This is a genomic window from Serratia sp. D1N4, from assembly GCF_054552755.1.
Map to the genome: position 1 here is coordinate 1825752 of NZ_CM137274.1, position 20381 is coordinate 1846132.

Genomic DNA, 20381 nt, shown 5'->3' on the forward strand with positions numbered 1-20381 from the left:
ATAGGATCCTGCGGTCTGGCCCGTCTAGCTCTGCACGATCGGTGAGGAAGTGAGATGGTTTGGATGTGGTTAACCACCAATTATTCTGTGCCTAAGCACTTTTCGTCGTAACTTTGCCTTGTATCAATAAGCTATTGCGATAGATCGTGGATAAAAAGCGATAGAGATAACGAAATATAAGTAATTTTTTTGCCCTCATCTAATGAGTGGGGTACTGTCATGTCTGGCGCTTGCCCTTTTTAGCAGTGCCTTAGAAATACACCAGGGTAGTTTGTAAATTAGAATTTAAAAAGTGAAGAAAACACTATGATAAATGCAAATCGTCCGATACTTAATCTCGACCTCGATCTGCTAAGAACCTTTGTTGCTGTTGCTGATTTGAATACTTTTGCGGCGGCTGCTGTCGCCGTTTGTCGTACTCAGTCAGCTGTCAGTCAACAAATGCAGCGGTTAGAGCAATTGGTCGGCAAAGAGTTATTTGCTCGCCATGGGCGCAATAAGTTATTAACGGAACACGGTATTCAGCTTCTCAGTTATGCCAGGAAAATCCTGCGTTTTAACGATGAAGCCTGTACCTCATTGATGTATAACAATATCAAAGGAACCCTGACGATCGGTGCTTCTGATGATACTGCGGATACCATCCTCCCTTTCCTGCTTAATCGAGTGACATCGGTCTATCCCAAGCTGGCCATCGATGTACGGGTAAAACGTAGCCCGTTCATGATCGACATGCTGAAAAACGGTGAAGTGGATTTGGCTATCACCACTGTGGATACTGAAGGACATCCTCACATTGTCCTGCGTACGTCACCTACGCTGTGGTATTGCGCGGCGGACTACTATTTCCAGGCAGGCGAACCCATTCCGCTGGTGGTGCTGGATGAACCCAGCCCATTCCGTGCAATGGCGATCAAACATCTGGATGCTGCCGGTATTCCTTGGCGCATTGCCTATGTGGCGTCAACGTTATCTGCGGTGCGTGCGGCGTGCAAAGCCGGATTGGGGATTACCGCGCGGCCTATCGAGATGATGAGCCCAGATCTGCGGGTACTGGGGGCGACAGAAGGTTTACCGCATCTTCCTGATACTCAATACGCATTGTGCAAAGATATGAAGTGTGAAAATGAGCTGGCAATGGCGATTTTCAGCGCGGTGCAAAATGGTAACGAAACTTATCATTTCAGCGGGGAGTCTGTTGTGGTAGATGACTCCTGCCTGGCTGACGGTGAAGAGGAGTAACCATTAAGCGGGTTGTTTGATGAGAAAACCTCTGCTTCGGCGGAGGTTTTTTTTACTTGGGAATGGGCGAAATAACGATTTATATCCAGTTTCCCCCGTTTATTGAGTGAAAGCGTTATTTCTTTCACTATCCTTGGATGGCTGACTGGGTCTGGATAGCAATAAATTCGGCTTGTCTGTTTTTTATACAGAAATAACAAGGGGGTAAAACTCTGGAGTTCATGGAGGCGTTTTGATACTTTAGTGCGGTCATTTTTTAGCTGATATTGATAAAAATTGTTAAAGTGCCACACTTTTTTTGAAGTTTTCTGTCTGAAACGTGTCTTGGATCAAAAAAATACCCCTAGGTAGTGAGTGGAACAACAGGGAAATCCTGAGAGAATGGTATAGTAAAACTGAAATATGCATGTTGGTTTATATCTATCTGTTTCTACACGGCAATTAACTGACACGATTTAGCCTAAGCTAGCGCATCATATGTTAATCAAATGGTGTGTATGTAAACTAATGTGTAGATTCTTTTGTCGAAGTTGACAAAAGGTTATAGAAAGGAGTAAAAAGCCCACAGTAAAAATACTGCCTAACTCTCTGTAAAAGCAGTGTGTTTGTGTGGTCATTTATCCTTCCCTTAAATCGATGTGGTGCACTAACTGCCAGTAACAAGAGCAGAACGATCGACGCCACTTTTGATGAGTAAGCATAGAGTATGTCAACAACCACTGAAGTTATCGCTCATCACTGGGCGTTCGCCGTATTTCTTGTCATGGCAATCGGGCTTTGCGGCCTCATGCTGCTGGGCGCGTTCTTCTTGGGCGGGAGAGCTCAGGCGCGCGCTAAAAACACCCCTTATGAGTCCGGGATCGACTCGGTGGGCTCGGCGCGTATGCGTCTTTCCGCCAAGTTCTACCTGGTCGCCATGTTCTTCGTTATTTTCGATGTTGAAGCCTTGTATCTGTTTGCCTGGTCGGTCTCCATTCGTGAGAGCGGTTGGGTAGGCTTTATCGAAGCCGCCATTTTCATTGTGGTGTTACTGGTTGGTTTGGTTTATCTGGTGCGTATCGGCGCATTGGATTGGACTCCGGTGCGTTCCAAGCGCCTGAGCAAGCCAAGCACAATCAAGAACGCTAGCAACAGTCATCCGCAGTAACAGCGAGGCATTAAGATGGACTATACGCTCACCCGCATAGACCCGAACGGTGAGAATGACCGTTATCCCCTGCAAAAACAGGAGATCGTTGGCGATCCCCTTGAGCAGCAGGTTCACCGGACGGTTTACATGGGTAAACTTGAACATGCTTTGCATGACATGGTGAACTGGGGGCGTAAAAACTCTCTTTGGCCGTACAACTTCGGTCTTTCATGCTGTTATGTGGAAATGGTGACCTCGTTTACCGCCGTGCATGACGTGGCGCGCTTTGGTGCAGAGGTCTTACGTGCTTCTCCTCGCCAGGCGGATTTCATGGTGGTTGCCGGTACCTGCTTCACCAAGATGGCCCCGGTTATTCAGCGCCTGTACGAACAGATGCTGGAGCCTAAGTGGGTGATCTCGATGGGCGCCTGTGCCAACTCCGGCGGTATGTACGATATCTATTCCGTAGTGCAGGGCGTCGATAAATTCCTGCCGGTTGATGTGTATATCCCAGGCTGTCCACCACGCCCGGAAGCCTACATGCAGGCGTTATTGCTGCTGCAGGAATCCATTGGTAAAGAACGCCGCCCGCTGTCGTGGGTCGTTGGCGATCAGGGCGTTTACCGCGCCAATATGCAGTCTGAAAAAGAGCGTAAGCACGCAGAGCGTATCGCGGTGACCAACCTGCGATCGCCTGACGAGATTTAAGATTGCTGATAAGCGCTAATCTTGCTGCATAGGTGTGGTAACAAAGAGTAGTTAAGCTTGCGGTAAAAATGACCATTTAATGTGGTGAAAAAATTATGACAGATTTAACGACGCCCGACGCCCAGCCTGCTTGGCACACCCGTGACCATCTTGACGATCCGGTGATTGGCGAACTGCGCAACCGTTTTGGGCCGGAAGCCTTTACTGTTCAGCCCACCCGTACCGGAATGCCCGTGGTATGGGTCAAGCCTGGCCAGTTACTGGAAGTCATGACATTCCTGAAGAAACAGCCGAAGCCTTATGTGATGCTGTTCGATCTGCATGGTGTTGACGAACGTCTTCGTACTCACCGCCAGGGCCTGCCTGCTGCAGATTTCTCCGTTTTCTATCATCTGATTTCGATCGAACGTAACCGTGACATCATGCTGAAAGTGGCGCTGTCTGAAAAAGACCTGCACGTGCCCACAGCGACCAAAGTGTTCCCGAATGCCAACTGGTATGAGCGCGAAACCTGGGAAATGTTCGGTATTACCTTCGACGGCCACCCGCACCTGACGCGCATCATGATGCCGCAGAGCTGGGAAGGCCACCCGCTGCGTAAAGACTATCCGGCGCGCGCCACCGAATTCGATCCCTTTGTGTTGACCAAACAGAAAGAAGATCTGGAAATGGAGTCGCTGAAGTTCAAGCCGGAAGATTGGGGCATGAAACGTGGCACCGAGAACGAGGACTTTATGTTCCTTAACCTCGGCCCGAACCACCCGTCTTCGCACGGCGCATTCCGTATTATTCTGCAGTTGGATGGCGAAGAGATTGTCGACTGCGTGCCAGACGTGGGCTATCACCACCGCGGTGCCGAGAAAATGGGCGAGCGCCAGTCTTGGCACAGCTACATTCCGTACACCGACCGTATCGAGTATCTCGGCGGCTGCGTGAACGAAATGCCTTACGTGCTGGCAGTGGAAAAACTGGCTGGGATCGTGGTGCCGGATCGTGTCAACACCATCCGCGTAATGCTTTCTGAACTGTTCCGCATCAACAGTCATCTGCTGTACATCAGTACCTTTATTCAGGACGTGGGCGCGATGACTCCGGTGTTCTTCGCCTTTACCGATCGTCAGAAAGTGTACGACGTGGTGGAAGCGATCACCGGTTTCCGTATGCACCCGGCCTGGTTCCGCATTGGCGGTGTCGCGCATGATCTGCCGCGTGGCTGGGATCGTCTGCTGCGCGACTTCCTCGACTGGATGCCGAAGCGCCTTGATTCTTACGTCAAAGCCGCGCTGCAAAACAGCATTCTGAAAGGCCGCTCTGTCGGCGTTGCCTCTTACAACGCCAAAGAAGCGCTGGAGTGGGGCGTGACCGGCGCAGGCCTGCGTGCGACCGGTGTTGAGTTTGACGTGCGTAAATGGCGCCCTTACTCCGGCTATGAGAACTTCGATTTCGAAGTCCCGGTCGGCGACGGCAACAGCGACTGTTACACCCGCGTAATGCTGAAAGTGGAAGAGCTGCGCCAGAGCCTGCGTATTCTTGAGCAATGCCTGAAAAACATGCCGGAAGGCCCGTTCAAGGCCGATCACCCGCTGACTACGCCGCCGCCGAAAGAGCGCACGCTGCAGCATATTGAAACGCTGATCACCCACTTCCTGCAGGTTTCCTGGGGCCCGGTGATGCCAGCCAATGAATCATTCCAGATGATTGAAGCCACGAAAGGGATCAACAGCTACTACCTGACCAGCGACGGCAGCACCATGAGCTATCGCACCCGGGTACGTACGCCAAGCTTTGCTCACTTGCAGCAAATCCCTGCGGTTATCCGTGGCAGCCTGGTCTCCGACCTGATCGTCTATCTGGGTAGTATCGATTTTGTAATGTCAGATGTGGACCGCTAACTATGCATGATCATAACGATGCACTTGAGCCGATTAATGCAGCCGCTCCCCAAAACGGTGCTGATGCATTTGTGCTGAGCGCGCAAGAGCGTGATGCGATCGAGCACGAAAAGCACCATTACGAGGATCCTCGTGCCGCCTCTATTGAAGCACTGAAAATTGTGCAGAAGCAGCGTGGCTGGGTTCCCGATGGGGCGATTTATGCCATCGCTGAAGTGCTGGGCATTCCTGCCAGCGACGTAGAAGGCGTGGCCACGTTCTACAGCCAGATTTTCCGCCAGCCGGTTGGTCGCCACATAATCCGTTATTGTGACAGCGTAGTGTGTCACATCAACGGTTATCAGGGTATTCAGGCGGCCCTGGAGAACAAACTCAACATCAAGCCGGGGCAAACCACCTTCGATGGCCGTTTTACGCTGCTGCCGACCTGCTGCCTGGGTAACTGCGACAAGGGCCCGAGTATGATGATCGATGAGGATACTCACGCTCATCTGACGCCGGAAAATGCGGTCGAATTGCTGGAGCGGTATAAATGATGATAGATATCAAACGTACTGCCGAAATGCACCCGCTCACCTGGCGGCTGCGTGATGACGAACAGCCGGTCTGGCTGGACGAATATCGTAGCAAAAACGGTTACGCGGGCGCTGAAAAAGCCCTTAAAGGCCTGGCACCCGACGAGATCGTCAATCTGGTGAAAGACGCCGGGCTGAAAGGCCGTGGCGGCGCAGGTTTCTCCACCGGTTTGAAGTGGAGCCTGATGCCGAAAGACGAATCCATGAACATCCGTTACCTGCTGTGTAACGCCGATGAAATGGAGCCAGGCACTTACAAAGACCGTTTGCTGATGGAACAACTGCCACACCTGCTGGTGGAAGGCATGCTGATCTCGGCATTCGCGCTGAAAGCCTATCGGGGTTACATCTTTCTGCGTGGCGAATATATTGAAGCGGCCGTGCATTTGCGCCGTGCGATTGCCGAAGCAACCGAAGCAGGCTGGCTTGGTAAAAACATCCAAGGCAGCGGTTTTGATTTTGAGCTGATCGTCCACACTGGCGCTGGCCGTTATATTTGCGGTGAAGAAACTGCATTGATTAACTCGCTGGAAGGCCGCCGTGCCAACCCGCGCTCCAAGCCACCATTCCCGGCGTCCGCCGGTGTGTGGGGCAAGCCGACCTGCGTAAACAACGTCGAAACCCTGTGCAACGTGCCTGCTATTCTTGAGCACGGCGTTGACTGGTACAAAGGGATTTCCGCCGGTAAGAGTAACGATGCCGGTACCAAACTGATGGGCTTCTCCGGCCGGGTGAAAAACCCAGGCGTTTGGGAGCTGCCGTTTGGCACTACCGCGCGTGAAATTCTGGAAGATTACGCCGGTGGCATGCGCGATGGCCTGAAATTCAAAGCCTGGCAGCCGGGCGGTGCCGGAACCGACTTCCTGACTGCCGATCATCTGGATCTGCCGATGGACTTTGAGCATATCGGCAAAGCCGGTAGCCGCTTGGGTACGGCGCTGGCGATGGCGGTAGATCACGAAATCGGCATGGTTTCGCTGGTGCGTAATCTGGAAGAGTTCTTTGCCCGTGAATCCTGTGGCTGGTGCACTCCGTGCCGCGATGGCCTGCCGTGGAGCGTGAAGATCCTGCGTGCGTTGGAAAATGGTCAAGGTCAGCCGGGGGATATCGAAACCCTTGAGCAACTGTGCCGCTCCCTCGGCCCAGGTAAAACCTTCTGCGCCCATGCGCCAGGTGCCGTAGAGCCACTGCAAAGCGCGATTAAATATTTCCGTGACGAGTTTGAAGCCGGCATTGCCCCGCAGTATTTGGGCAATATCCAGGCGATTGGTGGTATTCAGCCAAACAACTTGTTGAAACAGCGCTGGTAGCCGCTATACCCGGCGTCTTTTGCCTTGTTAAGAGACGCAGGGGATACAGAATTTTTGATTAACGCCTGCTTTAAAGCAGGCCACTTGGAAGCATGCTGACTATGGCTACGATTCATGTAGACGGCAAAGAATACGACGTAGATGGAGCCGACAACCTGTTACAGGCGTGTCTCTCCCTCGGGCTCGATATTCCTTACTTTTGCTGGCATCCGGCGCTGGGAAGCGTCGGCGCTTGCCGCCAATGTGCGGTAAAGCAATACCAAAACGCGGACGATACGCGTGGCCGTTTGGTGATGTCTTGTATGACACCGGCATCCGATGGAACTTTCATTTCCATCGATGATGCTGAAGCCAAGCAGTTCCGTGAAAGCGTGGTCGAATGGTTGATGACCAATCACCCGCACGATTGTCCAGTATGTGAAGAGGGCGGTAACTGTCACCTGCAGGATATGACAGTAATGACAGGCCACAGCTTCCGTAGATACCGCTTCACCAAGCGTACCCACAACAACCAGGATCTGGGGCCGTTTATCTCTCATGAGATGAACCGCTGCATCGCCTGTTATCGCTGTGTGCGTTACTACAAAGATTATGCCGACGGTACCGATTTGGGTGTCTATGGCGCGCACGACAACATCTACTTTGGCCGGCCAGAAAGCGGCACGCTGGAAAGCGAGTTTTCCGGCAACCTGGTAGAAGTGTGCCCAACCGGCGTTTTCACCGACAAAACGCACTCAGAACGTTACAACCGTAAGTGGGACATGCAGTTTGCACCGAGCATCTGCCAACAGTGCAGCGTCGGCTGTAACACCAGCCCGGGTGAGCGTTATGGCGAGCTACGCCGTATCGAAAACCGCTACAACGGCAGCGTAAACCACTACTTCCTGTGTGATCGTGGTCGCTTTGGTTATGGCTATGTCAACCTGAAGGATCGTCCGCGCCAGCCGCAACAACTGCGTGGCAACGACTGGATCACTCTGAACGCCGAGCAGGCGATGCAGGGCGCGGCAGATATTCTGCGTCAGGCGAAGAAAACCATCGGTATCGGCTCACCACGTGCCAGCCTGGAAAGCAACTTCGCGCTGCGTGAACTGGTGGGGGCAGAAAACTTCTATACCGGCATCAATCAGGCTGAGCAACAGCGCCTGAATCTGATGCTCAACGTGCTGAAAAACAGCGGAGTGACGACGCCTAATCTGCGTGAAATCGAAAGCTACGACGCGGTGTTGGTGCTGGGTGAAGATCTGACTCAGACCGGTGCCCGTATCGCGCTGTCGGTTCGCCAGGCGGTGAAAGGTAAAGCTCGCGCCATGGCTGCGGCACAGCGCGTTGCCGACTGGCAGATCGCTGCGGTGCAGAATATTGGTCAGCATGCTAAACATCCGCTGTTTGTCACCAACGTTGATGATACCCGTCTGGATGATATTGCCGCCTGGAACTACCGTGCACCGGTTGATGAGCAAGCGCGTTTAGGCTTCGCTATCGCCCATGCGCTGGATGAGTCCGCACCGGCAGTGACCGATCTGGCCGCAGGCCTTAACAAGAAAATTGATGTGATCGTGCAGGCGTTGGCCGGTGCGCAGAAGCCGTTGATCATTACCGGCAGCAATGCGGGCAGTGATGCCATCATCGAAGCCGCAGCCAACATCGCCAAAGCGCTGAAAGGCCGTGGTGCCAACGTCGGTATCACCTTCGTAGCCGCTGCCGCCAACAGCATGGGTCTGGCGATGATCGGCGGTGGTTCTCTTGATGAAGCACTGGCGCAGTTGGAAAGTGGCAGCGCCGATACCGCCATCGTAATGGAGAACGATCTCTACCGTCATGCTCCAGCAGCGAAAGTGGATGCGGCACTGGCTAAGGTTAACAACCTGATCGTTGCCGACCATCAGCGCACCGCCATCATGGACAAAGCCAACCTGATCCTGTCTGCTGCCAGTTTTGCTGAGAGCGACGGTACGTTGGTCAACCAGGAAGGCCGCGCACAGCGTTTCTTCCAGGTATATGACCCGGCTTATTACGATGATGCCAAAAAGAATATCCACAGTATCATGCTGGAAAGCTGGCGTTGGATGCACTCGCTGCACTCCACCTACACCAGCCGCCAGGTTGACTGGACGCAGCTCGATGATGTGATTGCCGCCTGTGTGGCCGCGTTGCCGCAGTTGCAGGGGATTGTCGAAGCCGCTCCAGACGCCACCTTCCGTATTCGTGGGCAGAAATTGGCGCGTTCGCCGCATCGTTACAGTGGCCGTACCGCGATGCGTGCTGATATCAGCGTGCATGAGCCACGTCAGCCGCAGGATAAAGACACTATGTTTGCCTTCTCGATGGAAGGGAACAACAGTCCGCTGGCCGATCGTCAGCAAATCCCATTTGCTTGGGCGCCCGGTTGGAACTCACCGCAGGCATGGAACAAGTTCCAGGCCGAAGTGGGTGGCAGTCTGCGCCATGGCGATCCGGGTATCCGCCTGATCGAAGCGGGGGAGGGTAACCTTGGTTACTTCACCTCAATCCCATTGGCATTTAAAGCCGAAGGTTGGCGTGTTGCGCCGTATTACCACCTGTTTGGCAGTGACGAAATGTCACAGCGTGCCGATGTGATCCAGCAGCGGATGCCGCAGGCCTACGTGATGGTCAACAGCGCTGACGCCGCCCAGCTTGGTGTGAATGCCGGTGCCTGGCTGGAGTTTAGCTGTGCTGGCCAAACGCTGCGTTTGCCGGTGCGCTTGAGTGAAACTCTGGCGTCAGGCCAGGTTGGTTTGCCGCTCGGCTTGCCAGGGATCCCGCCGCTGTTGGTGGGCGCAACGGTTGAAAATCTGCGGGAGGCAGCACAATGAGCTGGTTTACGCCTGAGGTGATCGACATCCTGATCGCCATTCTGAAAGCGGTGGCGATCCTGCTGGTGGTTGTCAGCTGCGGGGCCTTCATGAGCTTCGGCGAACGCCGTCTGCTGGGGCTGTTCCAGAACCGTTACGGGCCTAACCGTGTCGGCTGGGGCGGCTCGCTACAGTTGGTCGCCGATATGATCAAAATGTTCTTCAAAGAAGACTGGGTCCCGACCTTCTCTGACAGGATGATTTTTACCCTGGCACCGATGATCGCCTTTACTTCTCTGTTGCTGGCCTTTGCTATCGTCCCGGTCAGCCCTAGCTGGGCGGTGTCCGATCTCAATATCGGTATCCTGTTCTTCCTGATGATGGCTGGCCTGGCGGTGTACGCCGTGCTATTCGCTGGCTGGTCGAGCAACAACAAATACTCGCTGTTGGGTGCGATGCGTGCTTCTGCGCAGACCCTGAGCTATGAAGTGTTCCTCGGTTTGTCGGTGTTGGGGGTAGTGGCGCAAGCTGACTCGTTCAATATGCAGGCGATCGTCGAATCACAGGCTCATGTCTGGAATATCATCCCGCAATTCTTTGGTTTCCTGACCTTCGCCATTGCCGGGGTTGCGGTATGTCACCGCCATCCGTTTGACCAGCCGGAAGCCGAGCAGGAACTGGCTGACGGTTATCACATTGAATATTCCGGTATGAAGTTCGGGCTGTTCTTTGTGGGGGAATACATCGGTATCGTTACCGTGTCTGCCCTGATTGTGACGTTGTTCTTCGGCGGTTGGCAGGGCCCGTTCCTGCCGCCATTCATCTGGTTCGCTCTGAAAACGGCCTTCTTCATGGTGATGTTCATTCTGATCCGTGCGTCGTTGCCGCGTCCGCGTTATGACCAGATGATGTCATTTGGCTGGAAAGTTTGCCTGCCGTTGACGCTGCTGAACCTGCTGGCAACTGCCGCGGTCATTTTGTACAACGCTCAATAAGGGGTGAATAAACCATGACATTGAAAGAGTTATTGGTTGGTTTCGGCACCCAGGTGCGCAGCCTTTGGATGATTGGCCTGCATGCCTTCGCCAAGCGCGAAACCCAAATGTATCCAGAAGAGCCGGTATACCTGCCGCCGCGCTATCGTGGCCGCATCGTGCTGACGCGCGATCCTGACGGTGAAGAGCGTTGCGTGGCCTGTAACCTGTGTGCGGTTGCTTGCCCCGTCGGCTGTATTTCGCTGCAAAAAGCAGAGCGGGAAGATGGCCGCTGGTATCCAGAGTTTTTCCGCATCAACTTCTCACGCTGCATCTTTTGTGGTCTGTGTGAAGAGGCTTGCCCAACCACGGCGATCCAGCTCACGCCGGATTTCGAAATGGGTGAGTTCAAGCGTCAGGATTTAGTGTACGAAAAAGAGGATCTGTTGATCTCGGGGCCGGGTAAATATCCGGAATATAACTTCTACCGGATGGCCGGTATGGCAATTGACGGCAAAGCCAAAGGCGAAGCCGAAAATGAAGCCAAACCGATCGACGTCAAAGGTCTGTTGCCGTAGGAGCAAGCATGGAAATTGCCTTTTATCTGGCAGGTTTGATTGCGATTGTCGCGACAATTCGCGTGATTTCGCATACCAATCCTGTACATGCGCTGCTGTATCTGATCGTTTCGTTATTGGCGATCTCGGCAGTCTTTTTCTCACTGGGTGCCTACTTTGCCGGTGCGCTGGAAATCATCGTCTACGCCGGGGCCATCATGGTGCTGTTCGTATTCGTGGTGATGATGCTGAACCTCGGTAGCGCGGTGCAGCAACAGGAGCGTGATTGGCTGAAACCGTCGGTGTGGATTGGCCCTGGCCTGTTGTCGCTGGCGTTGCTGGTGGTGCTGATTATTGCGATCCGCAGCTTGGACGATCAGGGCATCAGCGGTGAGATGGTGGATGCTAAAGCGGTTGGGATCAGCCTGTTTGGTCCTTACGTTCTGGCGGTTGAGTTGGCTTCAATGCTGCTGTTGGCAGGTTTGGTTGTTGCCTTCCACGTTGGCCGTGAGCACAAACCGGGTGAAGTGCTGAGCAATGCCCCGGCAAGTGAAATGGCGAAAAGAAAATCGGAGGAGCAAGCATGATCCCTCTCCAACATGGTTTGATTCTGGCGGCGATTCTGTTCGTCCTGGGGCTGACCGGGTTGCTGATCCGTCGTAACCTGCTGTTTATGCTGATCAGCCTGGAAGTGATGATCAACGCCGCAGCGTTGGCGTTTATCGTGGCAGGCAGCTACTGGGCCCAACCGGACGGGCAGATAATGTATATCCTGGCGATCAGCCTGGCGGCGGCGGAGGCCAGTATCGGCCTGGCGTTGCTGCTACAGCTCTACCGTCGTCGTCATACCCTGAATATTGATACTGTCAGTGAGATGCGCGGATGAACCTATTATATTTAACTATTCTGCTACCGCTGATCGGGTTCCTGCTGTTGGCATTTTCCCGTGGCCGCTGGTCTGAAAACACGGCGGCTACCGTCGGCGTGGGTTCTATTGGTTTAGCGGCGCTGATCACGGCGTACGCGGCGATCGATTTTCTCGGCCAGAAAGCCACCGGCGTGCAGCTGTACGAGCAAAACCTGTGGAACTGGATGGCCGTCGGTGATTTTAACATCGGTGTGACTCTGGTTCTGGACGGTTTATCGCTGACTATGCTGTCAGTGGTTACCGGCGTCGGCTTCCTGATCCACATGTTCGCTTCCTGGTACATGCGCGGTGAAGAAGGTTACTCACGCTTCTTCGCCTATACCAACCTGTTTATCGCCAGCATGGTGATATTGGTGTTGGCAGACAACCTGTTGTTGCTGTACTTGGGTTGGGAAGGGGTGGGCCTGTGCAGCTATCTGTTGATCGGTTTCTACTATAAAGATCCGGCCAACGGTGCGGCGGCAATGAAAGCCTTCATCGTGACCCGCGTCGGTGACGTATTCCTGGCCTTTGCGCTGTTCATTCTGTACCGCGAGCTGGGTACGCTGAATATCCGTGAACTGATGGTGTTGGCACCGGAGAAACTGGCGATTGGCGATACCGCTATCACTTGGGCAACCTTGATGTTACTGGGTGGTGCAGTGGGTAAATCGGCGCAGCTGCCATTGCAAACCTGGCTGGCAGATGCGATGGCCGGTCCAACTCCGGTATCTGCGCTGATCCATGCGGCAACCATGGTTACCGCCGGTGTCTACCTGATCGCCCGTACGCATGGCTTGTTCCTGATGGCACCGGAAGTATTACACCTGGTGGGCATCGTCGGGGCGGTAACCCTCCTGCTGGCGGGTTTTGCCGCGCTGGTACAGACCGATATCAAACGCGTACTCGCATACTCCACCATGAGCCAGATTGGCTATATGTTCCTGGCGTTGGGCGTGCAGGCGTGGGATGCGGCGATCTTCCACCTGATGACTCACGCGTTCTTCAAAGCGTTGCTGTTCCTGGCGTCTGGTTCGGTGATCCTGGCCTGCCACCACGAGCAGAATATTTTCAAAATGGGCGGCCTGCGCAAGAGCATTCCGCTGGTGTACCTGTGCTTCCTGGTGGGCGGCGCTGCGCTGTCGGCACTGCCGATCGTTACCGCTGGCTTCTTCAGTAAGGATGAGATCCTGGCGGGCGCAATGGCGAACGGCCACATCAACCTGATGATTGCCGGTCTGATCGGGGCGTTCATGACCTCGCTGTACACCTTCCGTATGATCTTCATTGTGTTCCACGGCGAAGAGAAAATCAAAGCCCATGCAGGCAAAGGCATCACGCACCACCTGCCGCTGTTGGTTCTGATGGTACTGTCCACTTTCGTTGGTGCGATGATCGTGCCACCGTTGCAGGGCGTGCTGCCAGAAACCACCGAAATGGCGCATGGCAGCGTATTGCAACTGGAAATCGCTTCTGGCGTGGTGGCTATCGTCGGTATCCTGCTGGCTGCTGCGCTGTGGTTGGGTAAACGCAGCCTGGTGAGCAGTATCGCGAAAAGCGCTCCGGGCCGTTTCTTCTCGACCTGGTGGTTCCATGCTTGGGGCTTTGACTGGCTGTATGACAAAGTGTTCGTTAAACCGTATCTGGGCGTTGCCCGGCTGTTGCAAAGCGATCCGCTGAACTCGCTGATGAATCTGCCGGCAATCTTCTCCCGCTGGGGGAACCGTGGCCTGACGGTGAGCGAGAATGGTCAGATACGCTGGTATATTGCGTCGATGGGTGTGGGTGCAGTGGTCGTATTGGCGCTGTTGATTTTGGTTTAACCAATAATTTAAAGCATTTATCGGGCATAGTGCTCTGTGCTATGTACAATGTTTTATACCCTGTGGATTTCAAGCTGTGGCTAGGCGGCAAGCGTATGAATTCCCAGGAGCTTACTCTAGTAAGTGACTGGGATGAGTACGCGTAGCCAACAACGCCACGGTTTGAAAGATACGGGTAGAATAAGGGACACAAAACGCCATGCTATTACCTTGGCTAATTCTTCTCCCCTTTATCGGCGGTCTGCTGTGTTGGCAGTGTGAGCGTTTCGGTACTAAGGCGCCGCGCTGGATCGCGTTGATTGCAATGGGGCTGACATTATTGCTGTCTCTGCAACTGTGGTTGCAGGGTGGATACTCGTTGATCAAACCGTTAGGCATTCCGCAGTGGCAGTCTGAATTCCTGCTGCCGTGGATCCCACGTTTTGGTATCAATATTCACCTGGCGCTGGACGGTTTGTCACTGCTGATGGTGGTGTTGACCGGCCTGCTGGGCGTGTTGGCGATCCTCTGTTCCTGGCGTGAAATTCAGAAATATCAGGGCTTCTTCCACCTGAACCTGCTGTGGATCCTGGGCGGCGTGATCGGCGTGTTCCTTGCCATCGACATGTTCCTGTTCTTCTTCTTCTGGGAAATGATGTTGGTGCCGATGTACTTCCTGATCGCCCTGTGGGGGCACAAGGCGTCGGACGGTAAAACCCGTATTACTGCGGCAACCAAGTTCTTCATCTACACCCAGTCCAGCGGTCTGGTGATGTTGATTGCGATTCTGGGCCTGGTGTTTGTGCACTATAACGCAACGGGCGTATGGACCTTCGGCTATCAGGATCTGCTGAATACCCCGATGTCGCACAATGTCGAATACCTGCTGATGTTGGGCTTCTTTATCGCATTTGCGGTGAAAATGCCGGTGGTGCCATTGCACGGTTGGTTGCCGGACGCACACAGCCAGGCTCCAACGGCAGGTTCTGTTGACCTGGCGGGGATCTTGCTGAAAACCGCCGCTTACGGCCTGCTGCGTTTCAGTCTGCCGCTGTTCCCGAATGCTTCCGCTGAGTTTGCCCCAATCGCTATGTGGCTGGGTGTGATCGGTATCTTCTACGGTGCCTGGATGGCGTTTGCGCAGACCGATATCAAACGTTTGATTGCCTACACCTCCGTTTCGCACATGGGCTTTGTGCTGATTGCCATCTACACCGGCAGCCAGTTGGCTTATCAGGGGGCGGTTATCCAGATGATTGCGCACGGTCTGTCTGCGGCCGGTATGTTCATCATCTGCGGTCAGCTGTATGAGCGTCTGCATACCCGTGACTTGCGCCAGATGGGCGGCCTGTGGGGGCGGATCAAGTACATACCTGCACTGTCGCTGTTCTTCGCCGTGGCGACGTTGGGGATGCCGGGTACCGGTAACTTCGTCGGTGAATTCATGATCCTGATAGGCAGCTTCCAAGTGGCCCCGGTGATCACCGTGATTTCTACCTTCGGTCTAGTGTTTGCTTCGGTTTATGCTTTGATCATGATGCAGCGTGCCTACTTCGGTGCGCCAAAGTCCGATCAACCCTTACCGGGCATGACCGCGCGTGAATTGTTCATCATTCTGCTGCTGGTGGTTCTGTTGGTCCTGTTGGGGGTTTATCCTCAGCCGATCCTCGATACCTCAAGTGCGGCGATGAGCAACGTGCAACACTGGTTTGGTCAGTCAGTTTCAGCAATTTCAACAACAAGGCCGTAATTCGCCATGACAATAACTCCTCAACAACTGATCGCACTGTTACCGCTGTTGATCGTCGGATTGACGGTGGTGGTTGTGATGCTGTGCATTGCGTGGCGACGCGACCATTTTATCAACGCCACCTTGACAGTAGTCGGTCTTAACCTGGCGCTGCTTTCACTTTATTTTGTCGGCCAGGTTGGCCCAATGGACGTCACTCCGCTGATGCGGGTTGACGGTTATTCGATGTTCTATACCGGGCTGGTGCTGCTGGCGAGCCTGGCGACCTGTACCTTTGCCTATCCATGGCTGGTGGGTTACCCGGACAACCGTGAAGAGTTCTATCTGCTGGTGCTGATTGCTGCCATGGGTGGGATTCTGCTGGCGAGTGCCAATCACCTGGCTTCGCTGTTCCTCGGTATTGAACTGATCTCGTTGCCGTTGTTTGGGCTGGTGGGCTACGCCTATCGTCAGAAACGCTCTCTGGAAGCGGCGATCAAATATATGCTGCTGTCTGCGGCGGCATCCAGCTTCCTGCTGTTTGGCATGGCGCTGCTGTACGCAGAATCTGGCGATCTGTCACTGGCGGGGCTGGGTAAGAGCCTGCAGGAGCACATGGTGCACCGCCCACTGATTCTGGCCGGTATGGGCATGATGATCGTGGGCTTGGGCTTCAAACTCTCTTTGGTGCCGTTCCAACTGTGGACTCCCGATGTGTATCAGGGGGCGCCTGCGCCGGTTTCAACCTTCTTGGCCACCGCCAGCAAGATTGCGATCTTCGCGGTAGTGATGCGTCTGTTCCTGTACGCACCGGCTGCCGACAGTGAAGCGCTGCGTATGGTGCTGTCGATTATTGCCTTCTGCTCGATTCTGTTCGGCAACCTGATGGCGATCAGCCAGACCAACATCAAACGCTTGCTGGGTTACTCCTCGATCGCTCACCTGGGTTATCTGCTGGTGGCGCTGATTGCGGTGCAAACTCACCAACTGTCGCTGGAAACCGCCGGTGTTTATCTGGCCGGTTACCTGTTCAGCAGCTTGGGGGCTTTCGGTGTGATCAGCCTGATGTCCAGCCCGTACCGTGGCCCGGATGTTGATTCACTGTTCTCCTACCGTGGCCTGTTCTGGCACAAGCCGATCCTGTCGGCGGTGATGACGGTGATGATGCTGTCGCTGGCCGGGATCCCGATGACGTTGGGCTTTATCGGTAAGTTCTTCGTGATTGCGATGGGTGTGAGTGCTCATCTGTGGTGGTTGACCGGTGCCGTGGTGGTGGGGAGTGCAATTGGTTTGTACTACTACCTGCGTGTGACCGTCAGCCTGTTCCTCAGCGCGCCGGAAAAGCTGGTTCGTGATACGCCAGACAACTGGGCGTTGACTGCCGGTGGGGTAGTGGTGCTGATCTCTGCCGTACTGGTGCTGTTGCTGGGTATTTACCCGCAGCCACTGATTACGCTGGTGCAGATGGCACAGCCGATGTTCTGATCGGAACTCAGGCATTAAAAAAGGTCGCTTCGGCGACCTTTTTTAATGGCGGCTATTCAGGGTAAGTCTGGAACGAGGCTTCCAATGCCTGCACTACCGCACGAACGCGTGCTGCGCGCTGCAAATCGGGATGAAGTACCAGCCAGATATCCACCCAATCTTTATTCTCGGGGAAAATGCGTACCAGATCGGGATCGTTATCGGCCAGGAAGCAAGAGAGCAGGCCAATACCCAAGCCGTTACGCGTTGCGGAACGCAGCAGCAATTGGGAATTACATTGCAATACCACATTAGGATCGACCAACGTCTCGCCACAGAAATTACTCCAGTGACGTGGTACCAATTCGCGCGGGAACATCAGCAGATCGTGGCCACGCAGATGGCCGCCTTTGGTCGGCACTCCCTGCCTGTCAAGATAATCCTGCGTGGCGTAAAGGCCCATTTCAATGGTAGCCAGGCGTTTAATGACAAGCTCATCGGACTCCGGGCGGGCACCGCGGATCGCCAGATCGGCCCCGCGATAAGAAATGTCAGAAATGTTGACCGCGGTCAGTAAGGTTACGGTGATGCGCGGGTATTTCTCGCGCAGGTTTTTCAATGCCGGTATCACAAAGGCTTCCGCCATGGTATCGGTGGTGGCGATGCGGACACTACCACACAGGCTTTCATCGCCGCTGGTGGCTTTGCGGCCGATAGCCTGCACTGCGTTTTCCATGTTCATCACATCTGACAGCATTTCTTCCCCCAGCGGACTGAGAGAGAACGACTTTGGCGTACGGATAAACAGTTTTGAACCTAAGGTCTCTTCAAACGCGCTGACCCGCCGCCCAACGGTAGCCTGATCGACGCGTAGTTCATTGGCCGCTTTTCGTAAAGTGCCGCAGCGTGCTACAGCCAGGAAGAAGCGCGCATCATCCCAATTCATTGTGCCGTTTCCTTCTTGGAATCTTATGGGTTTTCAGCCTGTTTTCACTATGAATGCCTTGTTAGAAAAGGCGTTTGCAAAAAATGAGGCTGCTGTATCATCATTATCTATTATGTTTCAGAATATGAATAAATGCATCCTTGTGAAGCAGGTTTGCATCTTTATTTTTATCAAACAATCTTTATGCTGATCGGCGCTCATGTTGCGATATGGCGCAGGTTGTGTTTTGGAGTGGCCTTTCCGGCATTAGCAAATGCGTATGAGAGCCGGTCTTGGTGGGCGTAATTGCTTGATGGGATCCGCGCTGAATCAGATTGTCTTACCAAGACTGGATATAAAAAATGGAGTCTCAAGTAGAGAGCATGTACGCCCCCGTAGCATTGGCAACTGCGGATGGTGTCAGGGTGATCACATCACCAGGTGCTAAAGCGGCAGAGAAAAATAATGCAGATGTGATTATCGAAGGATTGGCATCCCGCGGAATTCAGCATATTTTTCTGGTGCCGGGCAAGCTTGTTTACCCGCTGATTAAATCCATTGATCATTCGACGATTACCGGCATCGTTGGGGCCCATGAAACCGCCTGTGGTTTTATGGCTGATGGCTATGCTCGTGCCAGCCGCAGGTTCGGTGTTTGCTTAGGCATTTCCGGCCCTGGCACCATGAACTTTTTGCCGGCGATGGCGGCCGCACAGGCCGATAAGATCCCGGTACTCTATCTGGCGGGGGGGATTGCCACCTATCATGAAGCGCAGGGCGCATTTCAGGATGGCAGCAACAGCGGCATTGATGAGCTGACCATCGTTAAGCCACTGCTATCCACGGCCATTGAAGTCAAAAACAACCTCACGCTACAGCATGAACTGCGCCGCAGTTTGTCCTGTTTAAATACTCAGCGCAAAGGGCGTGCCTATCTGAGCGTACCGGTTGATATGCAGAAGACGGTTGTAGCCAGAACAAACCAGCCAGAGCCAATTCGGATGCCGCTGTGCCGTGAAGTCGCGGTAGATCAGCCCGCGCTGGAGATGCTGCTAGACGACTATCTGCTGCGCGGGCTGAATGTGGCTTGTCTGGTGGGGAGCCGCATCAATAATCCGTTGGATGCCGAACTGCTGTTACGTGTGGCCGAAAAGTATCGCCTACCGGTTGCCACTACGCTGTCGGGCAAAGGGGCTTTCCCTGAGGATCATGAACTGGCGTTGGGCCTGTATGGTTTTGCTGGCCATACCCGCGCGGTGGAAACCATCAATGGTGACAGCGTGGATGTCTTGCTGGTGCTGGGCTGCGATCTCAGCCAGCGCGATAGCCTGAATTGGGATCCCAAACTGCATGGCACCAAAACGCTGGTGGTGATTGATGAGGATTTCGATAAGGTCAGCTCTCACTATCAGCCCGATTTACAGATTTTCTCCAACCTGAACGGTTCGTTGCAGAGCCTGCTGGAAATTATTGAGGATGACGATGCTCGCCTGATTTGCGTTAACCGCTTGCGCGATCAGTGGATGAAGCAGGTGCGTACCTTGCCGTTGGAACAGGAACAGCCGGATCTGGTGGCGCGTATCGCCCTGGGTGAGGCCAATATGTACCCTGGGGATGTGATCAAGCATCTGCGCCGCCGCACGGCCGATGACACCAATGTGGTGGTGGACTCAGGTGCGCATCGCATCTTTATGGCACACCATTGGCAGACGCATGGCCGTGGTGACTATCATACCTCCAGCTCGCTGGCTCCCATGGGGTGGGCGATCTGTGCCGGTATCGGCATTAAGCTGGCTGCTCCACAGCGCGATTGCCTGGTGGTCACCGGTGACGGCTGCATGCTGATGCACGGTATGGAGATCCAGACCGCAGCACGTTATCAGGTAAAAATGACCTTTGTGGTGATGAATAACAGCGCACACGGTGCCGTGCATATCGACACGCTGCAAAACCGGGGGGTTTCCGCTGCTTATACCGCATTGCCGAATCATGACTGGAGGGCCTTTGCCAACAGTTTGGGCGTGGCTTCGGCCAAAGCCACGACGCTCGAAGAACTGGATCATGCGCTCACCATGGCGGCTGAGCATGAAGGGCCATTCCTGATTGAGGTGATGGTCGGCAACCACGTGGTTCCCAACCGCTATTATTCCGAGAGCATTAAAGAATACGAACAGCGTATCAAGGGGATATAAAACGTAGCTGCCATGCCTGTGTGTATGGCGGCCTCAGCATCGCTATACCCTTCATACTTCAAGTTGCTTGGGTGTTGGCTGCGTGACTCGGCCCATGCTGGGCCTCGCCCCTTCGGGGCCACCGCAAGCGGTGTTCAAATCTGCATGCGCAGATTTGTC

16 protein-coding genes are annotated in these 20381 nt (G+C 54.1%); 15 read left to right on the plus strand and 1 reads right to left on the minus strand.

Annotated elements, in window-relative coordinates:
• The first annotated feature begins 306 nt into the window (after positions 1-306).
• The 14 genes from lrhA to nuoN all read left to right on the plus strand — a co-directional run bounded on the left by lrhA (position 307) and on the right by nuoN (position 17126).
• On the plus strand, positions 307-1242 hold the full coding sequence (gene lrhA, locus ACX1CU_RS07830) for a transcriptional regulator LrhA (protein WP_459402019.1): 936 nt from the start codon (positions 307-309) through the stop codon (positions 1240-1242).
• A 706-nt stretch (positions 1243-1948) separates the two neighbouring features.
• Complete coding sequence (locus ACX1CU_RS07835) at positions 1949-2389, plus strand: NADH-quinone oxidoreductase subunit A (protein ID WP_459402020.1); 441 nt, start codon at positions 1949-1951, stop codon at positions 2387-2389.
• Between the two features lie 15 nt (positions 2390-2404).
• Positions 2405-3079, plus strand: a complete 675-nt coding sequence (locus tag ACX1CU_RS07840) for a NuoB/complex I 20 kDa subunit family protein (protein ID WP_380672640.1) — start codon at positions 2405-2407, stop codon at positions 3077-3079.
• Between the two features lie 95 nt (positions 3080-3174).
• Complete coding sequence (gene nuoC, locus ACX1CU_RS07845; RefSeq protein WP_459402021.1) at positions 3175-4971, plus strand: NADH-quinone oxidoreductase subunit C/D; 1797 nt, start codon at positions 3175-3177, stop codon at positions 4969-4971.
• A gap of 2 nt (positions 4972-4973) precedes the next feature.
• Complete coding sequence (gene nuoE / locus ACX1CU_RS07850; RefSeq protein ID WP_459402022.1) at positions 4974-5507, plus strand: NADH-quinone oxidoreductase subunit NuoE; 534 nt, start codon at positions 4974-4976, stop codon at positions 5505-5507.
• Positions 5504-6856 carry an NADH-quinone oxidoreductase subunit NuoF gene (gene nuoF, locus ACX1CU_RS07855; RefSeq protein WP_459402023.1) on the plus strand — a complete coding sequence of 451 codons (1353 nt, stop codon included), beginning with the start codon at positions 5504-5506 and terminating at the stop codon, positions 6854-6856. Before nuoE ends, nuoF begins: the two co-directional genes overlap by 4 nt.
• Before the next feature lie 101 nt (positions 6857-6957).
• Positions 6958-9693 (plus strand): NADH-quinone oxidoreductase subunit NuoG, encoded by a 2736-nt coding sequence (gene nuoG, locus ACX1CU_RS07860; protein WP_459402024.1) that lies wholly within the window; start codon positions 6958-6960, stop codon positions 9691-9693.
• A complete protein-coding gene (nuoH, locus tag ACX1CU_RS07865; RefSeq protein WP_459402025.1) occupies positions 9690-10667 on the plus strand; it encodes an NADH-quinone oxidoreductase subunit NuoH in 978 nt (325 codons plus the stop codon). The genes nuoG and nuoH overlap by 4 nt, the downstream gene beginning before the upstream one ends.
• Positions 10668-10681: 14 nt before the next feature.
• Complete coding sequence (gene nuoI / locus ACX1CU_RS07870) at positions 10682-11224, plus strand: NADH-quinone oxidoreductase subunit NuoI (protein WP_459402026.1); 543 nt, start codon at positions 10682-10684, stop codon at positions 11222-11224.
• Between the two features lie 8 nt (positions 11225-11232).
• Positions 11233-11790, plus strand: coding sequence for an NADH-quinone oxidoreductase subunit J (gene nuoJ, locus ACX1CU_RS07875; protein WP_459402027.1), 558 nt, complete (start codon positions 11233-11235; stop codon positions 11788-11790).
• Entirely contained in the window at positions 11787-12089 is a 303-nt protein-coding gene (gene nuoK / locus ACX1CU_RS07880; protein WP_459402028.1) for an NADH-quinone oxidoreductase subunit NuoK, read from the plus strand. Before nuoJ ends, nuoK begins: the two co-directional genes overlap by 4 nt.
• Positions 12086-13933 (plus strand): NADH-quinone oxidoreductase subunit L, encoded by a 1848-nt coding sequence (gene nuoL / locus ACX1CU_RS07885; protein WP_459402029.1) that lies wholly within the window; start codon positions 12086-12088, stop codon positions 13931-13933. The genes nuoK and nuoL overlap by 4 nt, the downstream gene beginning before the upstream one ends.
• A gap of 199 nt (positions 13934-14132) precedes the next feature.
• Positions 14133-15662: an NADH-quinone oxidoreductase subunit M gene (gene nuoM, locus ACX1CU_RS07890; RefSeq protein ID WP_459402030.1), complete on the plus strand. Its 1530-nt coding sequence runs from the start codon at positions 14133-14135 to the stop codon at positions 15660-15662.
• A gap of 6 nt (positions 15663-15668) precedes the next feature.
• Positions 15669-17126: an NADH-quinone oxidoreductase subunit NuoN gene (gene nuoN, locus ACX1CU_RS07895; protein ID WP_459402031.1), complete on the plus strand. Its 1458-nt coding sequence runs from the start codon at positions 15669-15671 to the stop codon at positions 17124-17126.
• 52 nt (positions 17127-17178) lie between these two features.
• On the opposite strand, the gene ACX1CU_RS07900 is transcribed toward nuoN, so the two are convergent.
• Complete coding sequence (locus tag ACX1CU_RS07900) at positions 17179-18051, minus strand: LysR family transcriptional regulator (protein ID WP_459402032.1); 873 nt, start codon at positions 18049-18051, stop codon at positions 17179-17181.
• A gap of 341 nt (positions 18052-18392) precedes the next feature.
• On the opposite strand from ACX1CU_RS07900, the gene ACX1CU_RS07905 reads away from it, so the two are divergent.
• Entirely contained in the window at positions 18393-20222 is a 1830-nt protein-coding gene (locus tag ACX1CU_RS07905; RefSeq protein ID WP_459402033.1) for a thiamine pyrophosphate-binding protein, read from the plus strand.
• The last annotated feature ends 159 nt before the right edge of the window (positions 20223-20381 follow it).